We start from the raw sequence: 22,371 nt of genomic DNA, 5'->3' as shown, positions 1-22,371 counted from the left end.
TCCTCTCTAAAGATTATTCAGCTTCCGCTGCTTTTTTCTTACGTTTATTAGCTTTATCACGCTCTGCTTTATTCAAAATTTGTTTACGTAAACGGATAGATTCAGGTGTTACTTCCATGTATTCATCATCATCCAAGAATTCAAGTGATTCTTCAAGTGTCAAGATACGTGGAGTCTTGATAACAGCCGTCTGGTCCTTAGTAGCTGAACGCACGTTTGTCATTTGTTTTGCTGTAGTGATATTGACACCAAGGTCATTTTCACGAGCATTTTCACCAACAATCATACCTTCATAAACTTCAGTACCTGGGTTAACAAAGATTGTACCACGTTCTTCAATACGCATGATTGAGTAAGTTGTTGCTTTACCTGTATCGATAGAAACAAGGGCACCACGGTGACGGCCACCAATTTCACCAGCAACAACTGGCAAGTATTGGTCGAAGGTGTGGTTCATGATGCCGTAACCACGTGTCATAGACAAGAATTCAGTAGAGAATCCGATAAGACCACGAGCTGGTACTAGGAAGATAAGACGTGTTTGACCGTTACCAACCATTTGCATATCAAGCATATCACCTTTACGTTCTGAAAGAGCTTGGATGATAGAACCTTGGTACTCTTCTGGAGTATCAATTTGAACACGTTCAAATGGCTCACATTTCACACCATCAATTTCTTTGATGATAACTTCTGGACGAGATACTTGAAGTTCGTATCCTTCACGACGCATTGTTTCGATAAGGATAGACAAGTGCAATTCACCACGACCTGAGACAGTCCATTTATCTGGAGAATCAGTTGGATCAACACGAAGAGACACGTCTGTTTGCAACTCTGCCAAAAGACGCTCTTCAACTTTACGTGATGTCACGTGTTTACCTTCACGACCTGCAAATGGTGAGTTATTAGCCAAGAAAGTCATTTGAAGTGTTGGTTCGTCAATACGAAGAACTGGCAATGGTTCAACAGCATCAGTTGGTGTAATTGTTTCACCAACGAAGATGTCTTCCATACCTGAGATGGCAATCAAATCACCAGCTTTTGCTTCTTCAATTTCACGACGTTCCAAACCAAAGAAACCGAAAAGTTTAGTAACACGGAAGTTCTTTGTTGTTCCGTCAAGTTTTGAAAGGGTAACTTGGTCACCGACTTTTACAGTTCCACGGAAGATACGTCCAATACCGATACGTCCAACGAAATCATTGTAGTCAAGAAGTGACACTTGGAATTGAAGAGGCTCATCTGAGTTATCTACAGGAGCTGGGATGTGGTCAATAATAGTGTCAAAGATTGGAGCCATAGTGTGCTCTTGATCAGCAGGGTTATCTGACAATGATGATGTTCCGTTAATCGCTGATGCATACACAACTGGGAATTCCAACTGATCATCATCTGCACCGAGTTCGATGAAAAGTTCAAGAACTTCATCAACAACTTCTTCAGGACGAGCTGATGGTTTATCAATCTTGTTAACAACAACGATAGGTGTCAAGTTTTGCTCGAGTGCTTTTTTCAACACAAAACGTGTTTGAGGCATTGTCCCTTCATAAGCATCAACGACAAGAACAACACCGTCAACCATTTTCATGATACGTTCAACTTCTCCACCGAAGTCCGCGTGACCTGGTGTATCCATGATGTTGATACGAGTACCTTTGTAAGCAACGGCTGTATTCTTAGCAAGGATGGTAATACCACGCTCTTTTTCAAGATCGTTAGAGTCCATTGCACGCTCATCAAGTTCCTTACGTTCATCAAGGGTGTGTGATTGTTTCAACAATTCATCTACAAGTGTTGTTTTTCCGTGGTCAACGTGGGCAATAATGGCAACGTTACGGATATCTTCTCTAAGTTTAGTCATTTTTTCCTCTTTATTATTTATTTCAACTTTTCAAGTATACCACATTTTCAATAAAATGGCAGAGATCAGATAATTGTAAACGTTTTTCAACAAAAAAAGTGCTACCTTCCCTTATCCGGTTAGGCACACTTTATCTCATTATTTGTCAATACTACAAGCAAGACTAGCAGCTCCAATGATTCCCGCATCATTTCCAAGCTCCGCTAATTTCACTTTTGTTGTACGGCGAACTTGTGGGAATGCATAGCGTGTAAAGTATCCTTCAACACGACTACGCAAGAATTCTCCTGCAGCAGAAACACCACCACCGATAACGACAGAATCTGGGTTAAGAATGTTTGAGATGTTTGCTGTTGCAAGTCCAAGGTATTCAGAGACTTTATCAACAATGCTATTAGCAAACTTATCACCTTCAGCAGCAGCTACGAAGATATCTTTACTTGTCACTTGCTCACCATTGTCTACAGCAGCTTTAATAGAAGAGTTTCCTTCGTATCCTTCTGCCAAATGATGTGCTAAACGTACAACACCTGTTGCTGAAGCTACAGTTTCCAGACACCCCTTGTTTCCGCAAGTACAATCAAATCCTGTTTCAGGTTCAACAATAATGTGACCAATTTCTCCACCAGCACCGGCAACACCATGAATTAAGTTACCATCAGCGATAACACCGCCACCAACACCTGTTCCCAATGTTACAAAGACAACATCCGGATTGTTAGCACCAGCACCAACCCAACGTTCACCCAGTGCAGCCACATTAGCATCATTATCAATGGCGAATGGAATACCAAGTTCTCTTTCAATGACAGAGCCAACTTCTTGAGTTTCTGCCCAGTTCAAGTTAAAAGCACCCGTTACTGTTTTATTTTCTCTGTCAACTGCACCTGGAGATCCCATACCAATTCCAATAAAATCTTCCGCAGTAAGTCCATACATTTCCAAACGGTGTTTCAAAGACTCTACAATGTCAGGAACAATGTGGGTACCATTTTCAAGCGTATTTGTCTCAATAGCCCATTTTTCCTGAACTTCACCATCTGCAGTCAAAATACCAAATTTAATAGTTGTTCCACCAAGGTCAATACCTAAGAGTTTCTTACTCATTTTCTTTCTCCATTTCAATGCGATGTTCACGTCGTAAAATCATTTCAGCAATAAGATAGTTTTCCTTGTCTATCAAAGCATTCTGATAAAGAGCTTCCAATTCAATCTTCATCATCTCGATATCATATAGCCTTTTACCCAAGTAAACTACTATCCCAAACTGCTTCAACAACTGTTGAACGTCATATAATGTTTTCATAGAAATATTTTAGCAAAAAGCTTAAGGCATGACAAGATAATTTTGAAAACCTTTACAGATTATTATGTAACTAGACAAAAAGCCAACAAAACACTCCTGTTTCTAGTTTATCAAAATTCAACAGGAGTGTTTTCTTGTATCTCATTTTATTGGTATAGTGCCGTTTGACTTAGGCTCTTATCTATTGACAATTCGGACAAACGCCATGCAAAATCATCTGCTCACGAGTGATGCGAAATCCTGTTTGCGATTCTACCTCCTCTTTGAAAGACGGAATCGGTAAATCTAAATCAGTAATTTGACCACATTTTTCACAAACAATGTTTAAGTGGTCATGGCCCATAAAATCATAATATGTTGTATTATCATTATTGACCTTAATTTCAGAGACAATTCCCTCTTCAACCAACACTTTCAAGTTGTTATAGACCGTCGCCAAACTCATACCCGGATTATCAGGGAGAAGGTCATAATATATCACATCAGCACTAGGATGTTGATCAGACATCATCAAATAACGGATCACAGCTTTACGAGATTCGGTCAATCGAATCCCTTTAGCTTTTAACTGATTCAGGACATCTTCATAAACACCTAGACTACGTCGATGCTCAGACATATCGCCGCCTCCCTTCTTCTAAAAGTATTTTGTGTCTATTATACACTTTTAGAGGAGCTCTTGACAAACAACTTAACTTAAAATTTGATTATTTCAAGCCTGGTGCTTGCCCAAGTTCTGCAGTCAACATCCAGATTGTCTTATCAATTTCTGATTTTGCTGCTGTAAAGATATCATTTGAAGGAGCATCTCCCTCTTCATCTGTGATATCCAAACCAACTTGGAACAAAACAGACAAGTATTTGTATGTATCTACCAATAACTGAATTTGATCAGACATTGATTTATCAAATGTACCAGTAGTTTCAGTCAAACCTGAATTAGATGAAAACTCTACCAAAGTTGAGTAAGGTTCACCACCAATAGTGATCAAACGCTCACTGATATCATCAAGATGAGCATTCAAACTATCCATCAATTCATCCATCTTTGGGTGAAGATAAAGGAAACCAGGACCACGCATATACCAATGAACCTGATGCACGATAGAAGCTGCTACAGACAAATCGGCAACCGCTTGATTTAATACTGCTTTGGTTTTTGTATTTGTTGGTGTCTCTGCTTGATGGTTAACTGTTTCATTGATTGTTTCTTTAATTGAATGTGTCATATTCTTTCTCCTTATTTAGAATTATTATTGTTTATACTTATATTTTAGAATATTTCTAAATAAGATGCAAGTAAAACGCTTTTTCTGCCTTTTTTCGAATAATTAGGTATGCTTAGTATTTTATATTTTTTTCTTGGTGCCTCTTTAGGCTCGTTTATTGGATTAATTTGTGATCGTTTTCCTGAGAAGTCAATTATTTTTCCTAGAAGCCACTGCGGTCAGTGTGGGCATCCGTTACGTTTTTTCGAAATGATTCCTATCCTATCACAACTTTTCTTAAGGTTCAAATGTCGGTTATGTCAAAGCTCTATCCCATACCGTTACCTCTTCTTGGAATTGTTTTGTGGAGGAATAATTCTTCTTTATTTCTATGAATACCTAGATTTCGGAAGAACCTATTTGCTTCTTTTTAGTCTTTGTGTAACTATTTTTGATTTAAAAAATAAATCATATCCCCTTCTAATTTGGATTCTTGGAACACTACCTCTCCTTTGTTTGGGAAATCACTACCTCACTTTTACCTTAGGAATAAGTCTAGCCGCTCTGTCATATATCAAACGTTTAAATATTGGTGAAGGTGATTTTCTCTATTTGGCCAGTGTCTCCCTCATTTTCCCATTTTCCAAAATACTATTAGCTATTGAACTAGCTTGCCTATTTGGGCTTACGTACTTCCTAGTACGTAGAAACCCTAATGAAACAGTCGCTTTTGTCCCATTTCTTTTTATGAGTGTTCTAATTCTTACCTTCATGTAATAGTATAGAAAAAAAGCCGATAAACTCGGCTTTTTCAGTATTAATTCATATTAACACGGTGCCACTCATTAATAACATAAGAAAGCATTCCCAATTGTTGAAGACCCCAACCACTAATTTCATCTGATTCCTCAGTTGAACCACCTAGGTAACGGGTATAGATTGCAACCATATAAGGTGTGTCTTCCATGACGATAGCATCAACGTTAAGTGCTTCACGAACATAACCTGGTTTTTGATAAATTGTCAGATTAGGAAGATAAGTCTTGTAATACTCATTCGGGAATGACTCACCAATGTAGTTGAGAATATCCTTGTAATCATCTTGATGTTTCCAGAGATAATCCAAAACTTGAATGTAATAATCTGTTGTTGTCTTATTACCATGCATTTGGATAGTCTTCACTTCACCTTTTGATTTACCGTATTTATCGAGCATGCCATAGAATTTTTCCATACCACCAAGACGTTCCGCCAAAGCGTAGGCAGGAGTATTCTCAGAGTATACAAGAGAATATTCTTGCATCTCTGGAATAGTCATTGAACCACCGAAAGCAGCAACATAATTATCATGTTCACCTTGGTATTCATACTCAGTATTAGTAATATCAAAACGTTCAGTTAAAGAAAGTTTACCTTTATTAACCTCATCCATGACAAGCATGTTTAGTGGCAATTTATAAGTTGATCCTGCAGTCATTGGCTGAGTATCATTCATAGAGAATTGCTCATTTGTCTTGGTGTTTTTATATGAAAAGGCAATTTGACTAGACTCAATACCTTGGTCAGCCATAAATGCTTCAACCACTTGGTTCAATGTCATGTTAGCATAATCATAATACAAGCCATTACCATACATGGTATCTGCATCTGCTTCCATGACCGCTTGTTTAGCTTCAGCTGATTTATTAGTCGGAGTTACCTTTTCCTCTTTTTCTTTGTCTTCTTTTTTAGTAACTTTAGAACTAGATCCGAAGATATTTCCAAGGCCACCAGTGTGACCAGCTTGTTTACCACGTCCTGCTAAAGCAAGCATAGCAACAAACAAAAGAATTACCAAAACACCTAGGAAAGCTAAGATAAGATAAGCTTTTTTATCATTACGAGATGATTTTGATCTAGCTTTAGATTTCTTAGAGCGCTTACTTCTAAGTGCCAAGGTTTCAGTTTTTGCTTCGTTTTCCTTGTGTCCTACTGGTACCGATGTTTCCTCAACTGGTTTTTTAGAAACCTTTTTCTTATCTTTTTTGTTATTCTTCTCGTAGCTTCTTTCGACGTCTTTTTTACTATCTTTACTGTCTTTCTTAACGTCTTTTTGAAGGTCTTGTTTTACCGAATCTTTCTTCTTGTATTTAGTTTTTCGGGAGCCTCCACTATACTTTTCACTTGAATATTTTTTCATAATAATAATAGTTTAAGCTATAATATCCTAAAAAGCAAGGAGATTTTACAACCATATTACAAAAAAACACCCTCAAAACTGAGGATGATTCTAGACTTATTTAGCTGCTGCGTAAAGCTCAGCAACTTTATTCCAATTGATGATTTCAAAGAAGGCTTTGATGTAGTTTGGACGTACGTTACGGTAGTTTAGATAGTAAGCATGTTCCCAAACATCAAGTGCCAAGATTGGTTTTTTACCGTCTGAGATAGGTGTATCTTGGTTGGCAGTTGAAACAACTTCAAGTTTACCTTCTGCATTAACCACAAGCCATGCCCAACCTGAACCAAAACGAGTTGTCGCTGCCGCAGTGAAAACTTCTTGGAAAGCTTCAAATGAACCGAATGCTTCGTTAATAGCAGCTACTACTTCTGCAGTTGGTTCTTGTTTTTCTGGTGACAAAAGTTCCCAGAAAAGTGCGTGGTTAAGATGTCCACCACCATTGTTAATAAGTGCTTGACGGATGTCTACTGGAATTTTTTCTACATCAGACAAAAGCGCTTCAAGGTCCTCACCAATTTCAGGGTATTTTTCAAGCGCAGCATTAGCATTTGCCACGTAAGTTGCATGGTGTTTGTCGTGGTGCAGAGTCATTGTTTCAGCATCAATGTATGGTTCCAAAGCATCGTAAGCGTAAGGAAGATCTGGAAGTATAATAGCCATAGTAAAGGTCCTCTTTTCATTTTTTCTTTATTTTATCGTAAAGTGATAGAGCTTTCAAAAATTTTGCTTACAAAATCTTGGAAAGCTCTATTTTTTAGCGGTTTGACGCTATTTTTAAAAGTGCTAAATCAAATAAATAATCTTTATCTAAAGTTCCTGTTTTTATCTTATAGTCTGTCTCAACCAGAATCTTAATCGTTGTCTTTAAAAATGCAACTGATAAATGACGGCTATCTCTTATAGCATAGCGAACCTGAAATGGATTAACTTTCCGACTTAGATAGTCTGAAAGACTTGAAACAATTTGTTGCTCGCTTTTGCCTTGAGCAGACAACAATTTGACTTGCAGATAGGTGCGGAATTGTCCCAACATAACAGCAATCAACTTAATCTCATCTTCTCCTTGCAATCGTAAATCATGAACCAATTCACGAACATCCTGAATCTGTCCTCTCAAAAGAAGTTGAGTCATATCAAAAATGTTATCTTGTAAACTTTTAGGAATAGCCTCCGCAATGTCTTGAAGTGAGATATTCCCTTCAGTTTTATATCCTTTTAAAAACGCCAAATTCTTTTGAATATCTGAAAAATCAAAACTTGACTTGACTAAGAGTTCCTCAAATACCCCTTTATCAAAAATGAGCCCTCCTTGATGTACCTGTTTTTGAAAATAAGTTCTAAGCTCTGCATCCTTTAAAGGATTAGCTTCCAGTACCAAAGCATCACGTTTTAGGAGTTTAACCAACCGACGCTTCCCATCGAGCTTTCCAGAAGCCATTAAGACAAGACGCGTTGTTTCTACAGGTGATTCAAGATAATTTTCAAGACGTTTCAATGCTTTATCATCCAGATAAGACTTTTTAGCAGTGGTCATATCTGCGAAATGATCAAAAATAACCACCTTTTCATCGGCAAAAAAAGGCATACTTTCCAAATCGAGTTCAGCATCCTGATAATCAGTCTCAGACATATCAAAATAGGAATAGGTCAAGTCGCTCGGATCAAAACCAATTTGTTTTAAAAATTTTTCTTTAGCCTGACTATACTGCCCTAAATCCTCACCAACCAAGACAGTTATCATGGGGAGTTTTTCTCTGGTCAGTTTTTCAATCGTTTCCATAGCAATCATGGTTATATTATATCAGAATTTTCATTATAACAAAAAGCTCACCACCGAAGCGATGAACCTCACTTTATTAACCAGAGTTACGAAGTCCTGTTGCAATACCATTAATAGTAATATGAATAAGACTAATTTCGTCATCAGTCAGATTATTATTACGAAGACGTTTAATCAATTCAATTTGGATGTAGTTCAAGACGTTGAAGTATGGCAATCGGAAATCCAAACTTGCTTTAAGAGATGGACTTTCGTCAAGGAAGTCATCATGTTTTTCAATCGCAAGAATGACATTCTTAGTCAGCTGCCACTCATCCAAAATGATGTTAAAGACACTACGAACTTCTTCACTCTCTGCCAACTGTGCATAGTGGAAGGCAATATTCATATCTGATTTTGAAAGCACCATATCCACGTTAGACAAAAGTGAACGGAAGAATGGCCATGTTTCAAACATGTGCTGAAGTTTTTCAAGGTTTCCTTCTTCAGCTTCAATATAGTGATTAAAAGCAGAACCCACACCATACCAACCTGGGAACATGATACGGTTTTGTGACCATGAAAATACCCAAGGAATGGCACGAAGACCTGAAATCTCAGTAATAGTCTTACGAGCTGCTGGACGAGAACCGATATTTAAACTTGATACTTCTTTAATTGGACTTGCTTCAAAGAAGTAATCGTAGAAATGTTCATTTCCAAAGACAAGGTCACGATAAATAACATTTGAATCGTGAACGATTCCGTCCATAACCTCACGGAAATCAACCAATTCTTCTGGATCGGCAATTTGACGTGTCACCATACGGTCAAGAGCAGCTGAAACAAGCATCTCAAGATTGTAGTATGCTGCATCCTTATTACCATATTTATTACCGATAACCTCACCTTGCTCTGTCAAACGGATACGGTCTTTAATAGTACCAAATGGTTGAGATGTAATAGCATCGTAAGATGGTCCACCACCACGACCAACAGTACCACCACGGCCATGGAAGAAAGTAATTTTAATGCCACGCTCTTCACCAATCTTGGTCAATTCATTTTGAGCTTTGTAGAGCGTCCAACCTGAAGATAAGTAACCACCATCTTTGTTTGAGTCTGAGTATCCCAACATGATTTCTTGGTAGTTATTACTGTTCTTAATCCATCGTTTAACAATATCATAGCCAAGGTATTGTTTCATGATTTCATTAGAGTTTTCCAAGTCTTCGATGGTCTCAAATAGTGGAACGATTTGGACACGCGCACGCTCAGTATCAACTAAACCAACTTCTTTAAGAAGGATGGCTAACTCAAACATATCTGAGACGCTCTCAGTGTGAGAGATGATATGTTGTTTGATGACTTCTTCACCAATATAGTCCTTCAAAAGACGAGCAGTACGGAAGATAGCCAATTCTTTTTCAAGTGTTTCAGACTTAGATACATTTGTTGATGATAAGGTACGTGGATCTTCTTGCAATTCTTTGAGAAGAACAGCAACCTTTTCAACCTCTGTCAATTCACTATAGTTGTCAACAATGTTTGCAGATTTAAGCAACTCTGCCACACAAGCTTCATGAACGCTTGAATCCTGACGCATATCAATTGTTGCAAGGTAGAATCCAAAGACTTCAACGGCTTGAAGAAGCTCTTCAAAATCACCGGAAATCAAGACAGAATCATCATTTTCGAGAAGTGAATTTTTAATTGCCAAAAGATCATCATGGAAAGCTTCAGCTGTTTCATAAAACTCGGTAGTTTGTTGTGAGACAGCTTGAAGACTTTGGCTGAGACGTTCTTGCACAAAATCAGCTACTACTTCGCCTGTTGATACTGATCCAAGACGAACATTTTCAGAAAGACGCTTAGCAACTCTTTCCTTGCTAAAGTTACCTTCTTTGAAGAAAAGAAACGTCTGAATCAATTTAGATTGAATGTAACTAAAAGCACGACGGTATGGTTCATTTTCACGGTAAACAGATGTATCTGGAGAAAGTTTCGCCATTTCTGCTACTGTTTCTGAAACTTCAGTCAAACGTGACGAGAGTGAGAATGAGCGATAAAGGTTATCAACTTTTTCAATATAGTAATTGAGGATAACTTCACTTTGTACTGTCGCAGAAAGTTTAAGAGTTTCTGCCGTTACAAATGGGTTCCCGTCACGGTCACCACCAATCCACATTCCCATTGTAATAGGTGTTGGATTATTAAGTTCGATACCTTTTTCAACCGCTAAACGTTTGAATTCATGCGATAGGTTGGTAATTGCCTTAATCAATGAGGAGTTGTAATACTCCATAACGTTAGTGATTTCGTTTTTAACCTTAAGTTTCTTCTCACGAATGATATCCGTTTGCATCATAATTTCTACATAACGACGCAAATCCGCATACCATTTATCCTTGTTAATAAGACCAGCCTTAACGTCACGATGTTTACGGAGAAGTTCGTGAATGTGGTTAGTCAATTCAAGCATGGTTTTACGTTGAACCTGAGTTGGGTGAGCTGTCAATACCGGCACGACATTAACATTTTCAAGAATGTCACGCGCATTGTCGCTTTCAGCGACAACATCAAAGGTTTCAGACAACTTACCTAAATAAGATTCATCAATATTATTTTTGTGGTTGACTTCATAAGCCAAATCCACGTCCTCAGAGATATTAATCAAGAGAGGTAACAAAGAGAAATAACGTGATGCAACGACCATATCGTCATTTGTCATTTCTGAAATGGCTTGTGTAAGGGCCACATAGTCACCTTCATCATAAAGTTCAACCAAATGTTGGATAGTTGTGAGGCCTTGCTCTCCAGCCATTCCTAATGTTGCATCATCCAACAATTCTTTCAAGATACCAACTTCTTCAGAGATGATTTCCTGGTTGTTACTGCTTTCCAATTTGTTAAAAGCCAAACCGTATTCTCCTTACTTTATGTAGTACCCTTTTATGATATCACTTTTAAAACAAAAGTAAACTATTTTTCTGTAAATCGTCAGTTATTTTGCAATTTTCCGACTTTTTTGAAAAAATTATTAGACCTATTTCCGAACTTTATAAAAAAAGACTCTGAATTAGAGTCTAAAATCTTAATTATACTTTTCTTGATAGAATTTGATTTCATCACCATCTTGAACTTTAAGTTGATTAGCGGCTTTCTCACCGATTTTTCCATTGACATCGAACATCCAATAAATCCCCTTCTCCTTGTCTTGAGAAATTCCATCAATTTCAGTAATAAAACCATCATTTTCTTGAACAGGATATATTTCTTTTAAAACATCAAGGACCGTATCACCTTTTTTGAATTCTACAGATTTTTTCTTACTTTCCTTTTCAGTTTTTAAAATCAAGGTAACCTGACCTTGAACCTTAGACTGATGATTGTTTGTGCTACTAGTAAGTTTAGCAGCCTCATTTTTTCCACAGGCAACTAAAGTAACAAGAGAAAAGGCAAGAGCTAAATATATCAATAATTTTTTCATTTTAAAAATCTCCTAAAAATAGACTGAATAAATGGATAAAATAATAATGTCGATGCAGCGTGATAGGTGTCGTATAGAAGACCAGAGATAACAAAAGTTAGACCACTCTTAAACAAGAGACCATAACCATAGTCAAGAAGCACCCCATAGAGAAAAGCAAAGATTGTGACTACAACAATCTGACAAACTAGCGATAGTCTTGGCGCAATTAAACTCCAAAGAGCCATTAAGACCCCGAAAGCAAGGATCTGATTAAAGACCCATGGACCAAAACCGTAAAGGAATCCAGAAATAGACATGGTTAATGCCATAATCAATAGACCATCTACCAAACCTAGATAAAGAACGGCCACAAAAAACATAGCTGTAATAGGCTGAATATTTGGCAATCCTATAAATGCTGACCGCAATCCTACTGCTAGTGCTGACAAAATGGCTATCCGAGCCATTCGTTGAATCGTTAGTTTCATATATCTATTATGCCAGAAATAAGTTGAATTGACTAGGTATGATACTTATTTATTTAATTAAAAAAGAAAATAACTGCTAAAAGAAAGAGACCAATCACATGATTAGCCTCCCCTGTATTACATTTGTTTCAAGCGTTCCACCCGTTCTGAAATTGGTGGGTGAGTATAAAAGAGCTTCTGCAAACCAGATTCCTTTTTAGGATCATTGATATAGAGGGCTGCACTAGCATCATCCACGTGATGTTGCATGGGCGTACTATTATCAAGTTTGAGTAGAGCATTAATCATACCTTGCGGGTTACGTGTCAATTCAACGCTAGAAGCATCAGCTAGAAATTCACGCTGACGTGAAATAGCCAACTGAACCAGAGTAGCTGCCAAAGGCGCAAGGATAATAGCAATTAAAGAAATAATGAGAAGAATAATTTCCAAACCACTACTTCCATTACGGTCATCATCGTTTCTACGACGACCTCCACCCCAGAACATCATATTACGAGCCATCCCAGCTAGCATGGTAATAGCAGATGCTAAGGCAACTGCTATGGTAGAGATTCGGATATCGTAGTTACGAATATGACTCACTTCATGTCCGATAACCCCTTCAAGTTCCTCACGATTCATAACCGCAAGAAGACCTGTTGTAGCAGCCACTGCCGCATTCTTAGGGCTTGATCCAGTCGCAAAAGCATTCATTGAAGGATCATCGACAATAAAGACACGTGGCATCGGTATTTGTGCCACCATAGCCATATCCTCAACCACATGATAAAGGTTTGGAGCGCTTTGTTCATCAACTTCTCGTGCACCATTCATAGCCATAACAACATTTGTTGATTGAAAAATCATGGTAATGGCATAAATAAAACCAATAACTAAGGCAAGAATCAGACCACCAAAGCCTGAACCTAACCAAAGATAGCCGACACCGTAGCCAACAAGGCCCAACAAGAGGAAAAAGACAAGGAGCAAAAGCCAAGTCTTTCTCTTATTTCGAGCAATTTGATCAAATAACATATTAGTTACCTAGTCCACTGAAATCAACCTTAGGAACAGCTTTTTCTTCTTCTGGTGTTTCAAGGAATTCAGCAGCCTTAAAGCTAAACATCTTAGCAATAACATTACTTGGGAATGTTTCCAATTTCACATTGTAGTTACTTGTCACACTGTTATATAGTTGACGTGAATAAGCAATTTTATTTTCAGTATTCGTCAACTCTTCTTGAAGCTGGCTGAAATTGGCACTTGCCTTGAGGTCAGGGTAACTTTCAGCTACCGCAAAGATTCCAGAAACCTGACGAGTCAATTCATCACTGGCACGCATCGCTTCTGCTGGTGAAGTCGCAGCTGCTACTTGATTACGAAGTTCTGCTACTTTTTCAAGCGTTGAACCTTCGTATTTTGCATATCCCTTAACAGTCTCAATCAAGTTAGGAAGAAGGTCATTACGACGTTTCAATTGAACATCAATTTGACTCCATGCCTCCTTAGTCTGCATACGGCTTTTAACCAAGCCGTTATAACTTGCAATAACAAAAATTACAAGAACAACGATAATGGCAATAATAATCCAAATCATATTTTTATTCCTTTCTTGTACTGAAAAAGAGTCAATTAACTTCTCTTTCAAGTATCTTTGATAGTCTCAGTATATCAAATTTTCAGATAAAAGTGGTAAAATGTGAGCCGTTTTACAAAAAAACTGGACAAGATGTCCAGCTTTTGTATTACTCTTTAGACGTGTGTCGTTTTCCTTGGGCTAGGGCATCTGCTTCTGTCATAGTAACAACATTTGCTTTGTTGGTATTGCTAGGCATACTGTTGATGTCATACCAATAAACATCTGCTGTTCCATGACGCGCCACATAAACTGTTCGACTTTCTTCTTGTGCAGGTTGCACAGGCTCTGGCTCAGAACTTGGTTGTTCAGTCACCTGTGAACTCTCAGAACTAGGCTCAGATGGTGCTTCAGTAAATTCAGTAACCGTATTTGTCGCTGTCCCATCTGCATAATTGATTTCTGCATTTGGTGATTGGTTATCCAAGATAACATGCGTAACTCCCTGACTATCAAGAGTCTCCTTATCTCCACCAAGTTTAATTTCTAAGAGATTTCCAGAACTATCAATACCGACATACTGAAGTTCTACTTGACGAGGCAACAACTCATCTCCACGGTAGATAGCTGTTACCTTATAGTCTAACCAATAGTTAGGGTGGAGTGCTAGCCAGTTATCCAAGCGATTCTCATAATAAAGCATGCCTGACTGATTCCCTTCGTCGGTTCCTTTGTAATTTCCAGAATTCAACCAGGCAGTCATAGGTACTAAATTCTTGCCCTCGTCATTGACACCAGAAAACTGATAACCAATCAAATGCCCTCGATTCATTAGCCAAGATTTTGATTTACCATCACCATAATAAAACTTATAGTTATGCCATCCTACAGGATCATATTTTATTTTACCGGGACGCTTATTCTTCGGCTCGTCCTTATCTTGTAACTGTATATGAGCACTGTGGGCACGTCCTAGCTGGTCCTTCTCCTCCATGACAAACTGCTTTTGACCATTAAAAGCCAAGATACCATTGTTCTCATCCGCTTGAACCACTTGAGAACTCACAGCCAAAGATTGTTTGCTAATATCAACTGAAAATCCAAATCCTAAAGTAAATACTAAAAGAAGAAGAGCAAATAAACAAATCCTACTATTTCTTTTTTCTTTCATCATCTTAACTCCTTAATTTTTCTTATCACTTTAATTATACAGGATCAAACCAAAGTAGATGATTAAAAATAAAGAATAATGATATTAGGTATCTTAGAGCTTTCTTAAAACAAAAAAACACCCAATTTAATGGATGTTTCTTACCTAATTTAGTAAGAACTATCAAATCAAATTTGGAAAATACCCAAAAATAAAAAAGAGACAGTAACCTGCCTCTGACTTTTCAAAAAATAACTAACTTAACTAGATTCTACGCTAACAATGACTCTAGTTCTTCAAGCGACAGACCAGTCACATCTGATACAACTTCTAGAGGTAGGCCTTTTGAGAGCATCTTACGAATCAACTCTAAGCGCTCCTCATGACGACCTCGTTCCAATCCTTGTTTAAGTCCACGCTCTAACCCTTTCTCTATCCCTTGTTCCAAGCCTTCTTCACGTGCTTCATCAATTGCTGTTTCCATAGTCATGTCATAATTTTCTTGAATACGTATGCGTTCATCAATCATCGCCTTTTCCTCCTGTGTCCAGCTGGATGAATCCAGTAATGAATCGGCATGCGTGACCGCTTGACTGGGTGCCATTGAAAATGGGAGATTTCCAAAAAACTCTAGCCACTGCCGCCCTTCATCCCTGATATGCTTATCTTTATTATACTTATCCAACTCTAAAAAGGCAATCTGAAGGAGATTCTGACGTTTTCCATCCTTATAGTAAGAATTTAATGGCTTGCCCGTTCGACTATTGGCCATCCAATAAGTATTAATCGGGGACTCCTCATCTGGCAACAAGGTCTTCTCCAAGATAGCTATGCCATAAACTGGCTCCATTTGCTCATACATCTTATGCGTCTGTCCTTGTTGGCGTAATTGCTGCACATTTTCCACCAGCTGGTTAGCCAAATAATAATGAAAACGATTGAGAAAATAATGCTGCTTACGCACCTGAATCTCAATGATAACCTCGGTTCCATCATTCAACTTGGCTCGAACATCCACCGAGGTTGAAAAGAGCTCATCCTCATCAAAGTCCTTTTTATGAAGCTGTATCCCCTCCAAAATCTGAGCATCCACAACATCCAAATCCAAAATATCTCTAATAAATGCCACCGTCACTTCTGGCAAACTAAAAATCTTCTTGGCCATGATGTCCAAGGTCGGCGAGACATGCTTGTGTCTTTTTTCCATCTACTTCTCCTTAGTCAAAAATAGAGGGTTGTCCCCTCTACTTCTATTATTCGGAAAAAGTAAATGAAAGATAGCAACTACCCCTTAAATGCTTCCACAAAAGCCTTGAGTTCTTCATCTGCTTCTGGTGTCGTTCCATGAAGCTGGTCAAGCATGTCAAGAAGTGATGCTGTCTGACTTTCAATCGTCGCATTGGTCTGATTAATCTTAGTCACAATCTCGGTCAAGGGCTCCACTTCTTCTTCCTCAAAGGTATCCACATAACGAGGAATATTAAGGTTGTAGTCATTTTCCACAATCTCTTCAAAGCTAGCCAGATGGGCAAACTTATCCATATCCTCACGGATCTTATAAGCATCAAGAATCTTCTCAATATGAGCGTCCGTCATGATGTTCTGATTTTTACCCTTATCAAACTCCTTAGAGGCATCGATAAAGTAAACATCACGATTGGTGCGGTTCTTTTTGAGAATGATAACCGTCGTCGGAATACTAGTGTTAAAGAAGATATTAGCAGGCAGACCGATAACCGTATCAATAGCACCTTCTTCCAATAAAGCTTTACGAATGGTCCCTTCAGCATTACCACGGAAGAGCACCCCATGAGGTAGGACGATGGCCATAACACCATTGTCTTGTTTCAAGTGATAGTAACCGTGCAAGAGGAAGGCAAAATCAGCCTTAGACTTAGGTGCTAGTTTCCCAAATGGTGAGAAACGAGGGTCATCCATGAAACCTGAACTAGCTGACCACTTGGCTGAATAAGGTGGGTTCATGAGAACACCATCAAAGTTAGTCGGCTCTTGGGTTGGCCAATCCTCATCCAAGGTATCAGCATTGTGTAAAAACTGGTTTTCAATCGGCACACCATGCAGAATCATGTTCATGCGTGCCAGGTTATAGGTTGAGGTATTCAACTCTTGACCAAAGTAAACCACCGTCTGTGGCTGACGTGAATAACGTTTGGCATTAAGCAAGAGCGAGCCTGACCCCATTGTGGCATCGTAAAGGGTAAAGCCTTGCTTGTCCTCACGACCTAAAAAGGCTATCTGGGTCATGAGTTTGGCAACAGGTTGCGGTGTATAGAACTCACCAGCTTTCTTACCCGAATCCGTCGCAAACTGACCAATCAAGTACTCGTAAGCATCACCAAGCATATCACCTGCATGACCTGCCACATCTAGGACAGCCAACTCCTTCATCACAGCCGCAACCGTCTGATTTTGCTTTTGAGGAGTCGCCCCAAGTTTCTTAGAGTAGAGGTCGATGTCTTCAAAAAGGTTTTCATAAAGCTCGTCACTCTGCTCAATATCACGGAAGCCCTGAGCCAAGTCCTCTAGCTGGAAGCTTCCATCATTCACTCGCTCCACCAAGGCCGTAAAGGTCAAGTCAGGATGAATGGCATAGCTCATCTCATCAGTGATGACCGCCAAAAGGTCTTCGTGAGTCTCCTCATCCTCGTAGTATTTGCGATAGACTGCCAGTGCCTCCTCCAAGCTTTCTGTCTCTTCCTCCATGGTCTCTGCCACGAAAAAGAGCATCTTATCCGACAAATACTTGTAAAAGACCATGCCCAAGAGATAAGACTTGTAGTCGTTAGCATCCATCTTAGAGCGGAGCACATCCGCTGAGTTCCACAGGGCTTGATAAAGCGACTGGGAGGTTTGTGTTGTTTCTGACATAATGTTTCTTTCTAAGTTTTACAAATATTCTTTAAAAAGTGGTTCTTAGTAATAACTAACCCTTTAGATAAACATATTCTGTAAGAGTTTCTTTTTGAGTGTTCCTAACTGAGAAATTTTTTCTTGGTGAGAGTTGATGAGGTTATCTAGGTTTGAGAAATAGGCACCGATGGCTTGTTGTTCTGCAATTGTTTGTGGAATTGCAAAAATAGTTGTTGAAACTGACTTCCAATCTGAACGAGGCATTTTAGTACCAGATGTGTCATTAGCAACTTTTTGATAACGACTTGATTGAACTAAATAATAAATAAAATCCGAGTTATTTCCATTTGGATCAAATACCCAAAAATCACCTAAAGCAACACCTTCAAATTTCGGTAAAAGCCAGTTATTCAAATAAGGTCGTAATTTACCATATAATGTATATCCAGGCTTAAAGAGTATCCCTTTACGATTATCAAATTTACTACTAATATCTTTATTAAGTTTTCCCTGACCAGAAATAATATCCTCAAACTCAACTTTTGGTAATGAATCTGAATCGGAGCTTTCAGTAACTCTATTTACAATTTGTATAAATTCCTTCTCTTCCCACTCACCTTCAAAACCATCCAATCGAATCTCAGGAACAGTCTGTCCAGCTTTGGGAAACATCTTCGAGAGCATGGCCGCCTTGAGTGATTGGTAGTTAGCAAGATTATCCTTGTAGCTAGTCAGAAGGTCGTCGAGAGTACGGAAAAGAGAGCCTATGGCAGATTGTTCTTCAACTGTAGGAAAATCCATCTTAAAGCTTTTCATCTCTGAAGCTAAAATATGCTTGATAGTATTACCAGTAGAAATTAAATTAATCTCTTTTCTCTTACTACTAGATTGAAATTGATAATTTAAAAAATGCGGATTTACTTCTTTTTTGTAATCAGTAAAAACTATCAATGCGTGGGCTGCTGTATTATTTAATTCTTTTGGAATAACAGCTGTGTGACCAACATGTCCAGATTGTACCATTACGATGTCATTCGTTTTCAACCACTTATCTCTTTGTTTTTCATAGAATTCATCATTAATAAAAATTTGAGAATTGTAATTAATTTTACCATTTTTAACGTTATTCGATTCTAGATAAAAATGACCCTTTTCAACATAATAAGGAGTTGCTGTCCCGACAAAAGCATTTCTAATAGTCCTGAAAATATTTTTTAATCTATCGCATTCCCATAATTCTTTATAATTGTGAAATCTAATTTGTGGGGTATTACTTTGTTTTTTCATATACCTTCTTTTCCCTATACTCATTTAAGATATTTTTTACAACTTTGGTTACTGCTATTTCTTCTTGATCCCATTTACTTCGTTTCTCATCCCCATCATAATTATACCCCAGGCAAATGTTTTCACTTTCCTTTTTTATTTCCACAAGAATAGCAGATTTATTTTCTTCAATATATTTTTCAATAGCATTTCTTTCTTCATCGTCATAAAAAACAGGAATTAGGCCTAAATGCCTTCTCCATGCTTCACCGTCTTGTTGAAGTAATTCTTTTAACAAATACATCAAGTTTATTTCAACGGAATCAGATAAGTAATAATAATACATAGATGAAAACTTTACATCGTCCATTCCATTGAATAATTTTAAAAAATTATACTTTGGTTGAACAGAAAGCCCCCTATATTCGTCAACATAATGTGAACTAAACTCCAACAAGATTGTTTGGTGATATTTTATGCGTAAAATCTGCCATGTTGTTCTTGCGTTGGGATGGATAAGTGCATAAACTGGGGCTCTGAGTTCATCGTTCTGTGGATCATCAACTAATTCCATTGTATATTCAGGAAATTTCTCATAGTACCAAGAACGAGTTTCATAATTCCCCTTCATCTCAATCCAATGATCATGATCACATATATAATTAATCACACGTTCTTTAGGATAGGGTGTTAACCCAAATCTAAATTCGAATAGCTTTTCAATATCACCTATTTCTGCCTGACTATCAATAGCAGTATTCTTAGAACCTTTTCGAACATAAATTTGATTTTCTCGAACCTTATTACATTTTTTAGTTATGTAAAATGGAACCCTATTTGATTTTTTTATAATTAAAACATCTAACTTTCCATCATGGATCGTTCGGAATTCAACTATCGGAATCATATCTCCAGCCCAAGTTAAATTTTGTAAAAAATCTTGATAATTTTCTTGTGTCCACTTATTCGAAAATTGCTTAGCTCCTGTTATTTTTACTGGTTTATCTTGAATACCCATGATAATATATGCATCACGGTTACTTAAATTATTTGCCATGCAAATTATATCATGGAGAAGGTCTCCTTTCTTTTTATTCTTATCCTTGTCACTTTGACCTTCGAAAAAATATGGTTTTTCTTTAAAATCCCAATATTCACCTTCCACTCCTAGGCGAAGTAATTCCATTATGATTTCATCTAATTGATCATTCGTCAACAATTATCATTTCTCCCTATAAACTTTAATTTCTATTTTGAAAATCCTAATTTAACGTTTCCGATACATAGAGAAACTAGGAATTTCAAAAACAAATTCACTTCATATTAATTATCTGAATTTTCCTTCTTTTCCATAGTTCAGCTCCACAATTTTGTCAAAATAACATCATCACTATTCGGTCTAATTATTTTTTCTTTCTCAACCTTTACAAATACTGGAACTTGAATAGCATTGCCCGTAATTATAACTTCACCTTTACCTAAACTAGGAATTTTATTAAAGGAAGTTTTATCCAGCGTAGGCATAGTATTTACCAACATTCGTAAATCATTATCATTAACCAATCTATGGATGAAATAATTGTGAACTTGTGAAAGAATAGTAGGTGAAATATCTGCTGGTCGTTGACTAGATAAAGTTAAGTAGAAACCAAATTTTCGTCCTTCCTTAATGATTTCCTCAAAAATATTCAATCTGTAGTCCTGCCAAGTATCTCCTACAGAATGATTTTGTTCATTTAAAATATTATGTGCTTCATCAATAATCAAATGACTAGTACATGTAACATCGTTTCCTGCTATTTTCGCTTTCTGTTGGTCATAGACCATCTTAGAGATAAGCATAGGAATTAATCTAGTAATCTCCTGATTAGCATGTACGAGATTAATAATATTTAAACTAGCAAAATCTCCTTCAATGCTATCTTTAACTTCAACAACCTTTTTCAAACTATTTAAAGCTGTATCAATTCTATGAAACAAAGGATTAATATGTTCTATGTTTGTTGATTTCCAAGCTGATTGATGTACTTTTTGAAAATCAAGATGGAACTTTAATTTATCAAATTCTGATAACGAGTCAAATTTAAATTTTAAATTCCTCTCGATTTCATCAATTTTAAGATACTTTATTTCAAAGTCAGCAATTGGTGTATTGGGATTAATAATATAATTATTGTTACCATTAACTACCGTGTAATAAGCTTCTGTATTGTAATTGTAATGCAAATTGCTTTTTAAAACATCAAATAAATCATTATCAATGTACTTCTCTGCAATAGTTATCCAATTATCTTTAGAATCTAGACTTGCAGAATTCCCGGTAGTCAAAATCCTTTTTAAGGTTCCTACAACAAAATGTGCAATACTCTCACCATTGAACTGTCTTTCATTCCAAATTTTAAGCGATTTTCTTAAAAAAGGAACTTGTGTAGCAGAAGTCGCTCCGAATAGAATTGACAAAATATCTGGATCAAATAAATAATCTGAGGTTATCGGAAGTTTAGTCGATGTTAGATTTTTAGTATTAATTTCGAATACTCTTTTTTGATTTGCTACACCAAAACTGTCATCTTTTGTATATTCACCATTAAAATCAATAACATAGAATTTTGAATGCTCTAAAATTTTCTCTTGATACTCTGATCGGAATAATTCTAGAAATAACTTGTGCAAAGTATTAGATTTACCGCTACCAGTATTCCCAAAAACACCAATATGAGAAGCAAAAATTTTATTAATCGATAAAGGGACAACTTGACCTTCCAAGATTGACTTGCCAATAGAGATTGTCGGCTCTGCATCATTAATCCCATATATTAATTCTAAGTCCTTTTTCGAAGTAATACATACCTCATTACCAATCATTGGCACATATTGACTTGTGACTTTGAATTCACCATTTTCAATTACGCCTTTAGTTTTTAAATGAACGATTCGATTTATCGAATTTTTTGAAAAACGATTATCAAATTCTGTACTTCGAATTGTATTTTGTTGATCAGCAACTTTTTCAGTAACAACAGAAGCGATAATTTTTACATTATTCTGTAAAATTGTCAGATATGCTCCGATTTTTGCTCCTTGTAACACATCACCATACCATAGATATTCTGCATCATTAGATAAATGATACATTCCAACTTGAGAAATATCACCATCAACACCTACGATTACACCTAATTTTTTCACAACTCGATTCATTATACTT

20 protein-coding genes are annotated in these 22,371 nt (G+C 37.2%); 1 reads left to right on the top strand and 19 read right to left on the bottom strand.

The window, feature by feature from the left end; genetic code table 11:
* Positions 1 to 13: 13 nt before the first annotated feature.
* The 5 genes from typA to RDY04_RS01240 all read right to left on the bottom strand — a co-directional run bounded on the left by typA (position 14) and on the right by RDY04_RS01240 (position 4,399).
* A complete protein-coding gene (gene typA, locus RDY04_RS01260; RefSeq protein ID WP_117646873.1) occupies positions 14 to 1,864 on the bottom strand; it encodes a translational GTPase TypA in 1,851 nt (616 codons plus the stop codon).
* A 138-nt stretch (positions 1,865 to 2,002) separates the two neighbouring features.
* Positions 2,003 to 2,971 (bottom strand): ROK family glucokinase, encoded by a 969-nt coding sequence (locus RDY04_RS01255; RefSeq protein ID WP_278628632.1) that lies wholly within the window; start codon positions 2,969 to 2,971, stop codon positions 2,003 to 2,005.
* Positions 2,964 to 3,170 (bottom strand): YqgQ family protein, encoded by a 207-nt coding sequence (locus RDY04_RS01250; protein ID WP_039976413.1) that lies wholly within the window; start codon positions 3,168 to 3,170, stop codon positions 2,964 to 2,966. Before RDY04_RS01250 ends, RDY04_RS01255 begins: the two co-directional genes overlap by 8 nt.
* A 181-nt stretch (positions 3,171 to 3,351) precedes the next feature.
* Entirely contained in the window at positions 3,352 to 3,789 is a 438-nt protein-coding gene (locus tag RDY04_RS01245; RefSeq protein WP_295495771.1) for a Fur family transcriptional regulator, read from the bottom strand.
* A gap of 88 nt (positions 3,790 to 3,877) precedes the next feature.
* A complete protein-coding gene (locus RDY04_RS01240) occupies positions 3,878 to 4,399 on the bottom strand; it encodes a Dps family protein (protein ID WP_295495774.1) in 522 nt (173 codons plus the stop codon).
* 108 nt (positions 4,400 to 4,507) lie between these two features.
* Between RDY04_RS01240 and RDY04_RS01235 the strand changes: the two genes are divergently transcribed.
* Positions 4,508 to 5,155, top strand: coding sequence for an A24 family peptidase (locus RDY04_RS01235; protein WP_303953002.1), 648 nt, complete (start codon positions 4,508 to 4,510; stop codon positions 5,153 to 5,155).
* A gap of 40 nt (positions 5,156 to 5,195) precedes the next feature.
* Here RDY04_RS01235 and RDY04_RS01230 read toward each other — a convergent pair whose 3' ends face one another.
* From RDY04_RS01230 to RDY04_RS01165, 14 genes are all read right to left on the bottom strand, one after another.
* The gene (locus tag RDY04_RS01230) at positions 5,196 to 6,557 is read right to left on the bottom strand and encodes a serine hydrolase (RefSeq protein ID WP_374110357.1); all 1,362 of its coding nucleotides are present in this window, start codon (positions 6,555 to 6,557) and stop codon (positions 5,196 to 5,198) included.
* A gap of 96 nt (positions 6,558 to 6,653) precedes the next feature.
* Positions 6,654 to 7,259, bottom strand: coding sequence for a superoxide dismutase SodA (gene sodA / locus RDY04_RS01225; RefSeq protein ID WP_303952999.1), 606 nt, complete (start codon positions 7,257 to 7,259; stop codon positions 6,654 to 6,656).
* A 94-nt stretch (positions 7,260 to 7,353) separates the two neighbouring features.
* The gene (gene holA, locus RDY04_RS01220) at positions 7,354 to 8,388 is read right to left on the bottom strand and encodes a DNA polymerase III subunit delta (RefSeq protein WP_303952996.1); all 1,035 of its coding nucleotides are present in this window, start codon (positions 8,386 to 8,388) and stop codon (positions 7,354 to 7,356) included.
* Between the two features lie 67 nt (positions 8,389 to 8,455).
* Entirely contained in the window at positions 8,456 to 11,278 is a 2,823-nt protein-coding gene (gene ppc, locus RDY04_RS01215; protein ID WP_295494768.1) for a phosphoenolpyruvate carboxylase, read from the bottom strand.
* 174 nt (positions 11,279 to 11,452) lie between these two features.
* Positions 11,453 to 11,848 carry a DUF4430 domain-containing protein gene (locus RDY04_RS01210; RefSeq protein ID WP_303952993.1) on the bottom strand — a complete coding sequence of 132 codons (396 nt, stop codon included), beginning with the start codon at positions 11,846 to 11,848 and terminating at the stop codon, positions 11,453 to 11,455.
* Complete coding sequence (locus tag RDY04_RS01205) at positions 11,845 to 12,318, bottom strand: hypothetical protein (protein WP_295494762.1); 474 nt, start codon at positions 12,316 to 12,318, stop codon at positions 11,845 to 11,847. Before RDY04_RS01205 ends, RDY04_RS01210 begins: the two co-directional genes overlap by 4 nt.
* A 117-nt stretch (positions 12,319 to 12,435) precedes the next feature.
* A complete protein-coding gene (gene htpX / locus RDY04_RS01200; protein WP_303952990.1) occupies positions 12,436 to 13,335 on the bottom strand; it encodes a zinc metalloprotease HtpX in 900 nt (299 codons plus the stop codon).
* Position 13,336: 1 nt separating this feature from the next.
* Positions 13,337 to 13,897 (bottom strand): LemA family protein, encoded by a 561-nt coding sequence (locus tag RDY04_RS01195; protein ID WP_002884070.1) that lies wholly within the window; start codon positions 13,895 to 13,897, stop codon positions 13,337 to 13,339.
* Positions 13,898 to 14,045: 148 nt separating this feature from the next.
* Positions 14,046 to 15,050, bottom strand: a complete 1,005-nt coding sequence (locus tag RDY04_RS01190) for a DNA/RNA non-specific endonuclease (RefSeq protein WP_303952985.1) — start codon at positions 15,048 to 15,050, stop codon at positions 14,046 to 14,048.
* 247 nt (positions 15,051 to 15,297) lie between these two features.
* Positions 15,298 to 16,233 (bottom strand): Rpn family recombination-promoting nuclease/putative transposase, encoded by a 936-nt coding sequence (locus RDY04_RS01185; protein WP_303952982.1) that lies wholly within the window; start codon positions 16,231 to 16,233, stop codon positions 15,298 to 15,300.
* 77 nt (positions 16,234 to 16,310) lie between these two features.
* Entirely contained in the window at positions 16,311 to 17,915 is a 1,605-nt protein-coding gene (locus RDY04_RS01180) for a type I restriction-modification system subunit M (protein WP_303952979.1), read from the bottom strand.
* A gap of 63 nt (positions 17,916 to 17,978) precedes the next feature.
* Complete coding sequence (locus RDY04_RS01175; RefSeq protein WP_303952976.1) at positions 17,979 to 19,184, bottom strand: restriction endonuclease subunit S; 1,206 nt, start codon at positions 19,182 to 19,184, stop codon at positions 17,979 to 17,981.
* Complete coding sequence (locus RDY04_RS01170) at positions 19,168 to 20,382, bottom strand: RNA-binding domain-containing protein (protein ID WP_374110356.1); 1,215 nt, start codon at positions 20,380 to 20,382, stop codon at positions 19,168 to 19,170. Before RDY04_RS01170 ends, RDY04_RS01175 begins: the two co-directional genes overlap by 17 nt.
* Positions 20,383 to 20,519: 137 nt before the next feature.
* On the bottom strand, positions 20,520 to 22,364 hold the full coding sequence (locus RDY04_RS01165; protein ID WP_303952969.1) for an ATP-binding protein: 1,845 nt from the start codon (positions 22,362 to 22,364) through the stop codon (positions 20,520 to 20,522).
* Between the last annotated feature and the right edge of the window lie 7 nt (positions 22,365 to 22,371).

Origin of the sequence: uncultured Streptococcus sp. (assembly GCF_902463925.1) — a bacterium.
GTDB lineage: Bacteria > Bacillota > Bacilli > Lactobacillales > Streptococcaceae > Streptococcus.
Note: the sequence above shows the minus strand (reverse complement) of the source record. Positions and strands in the feature narration are given on the sequence as shown.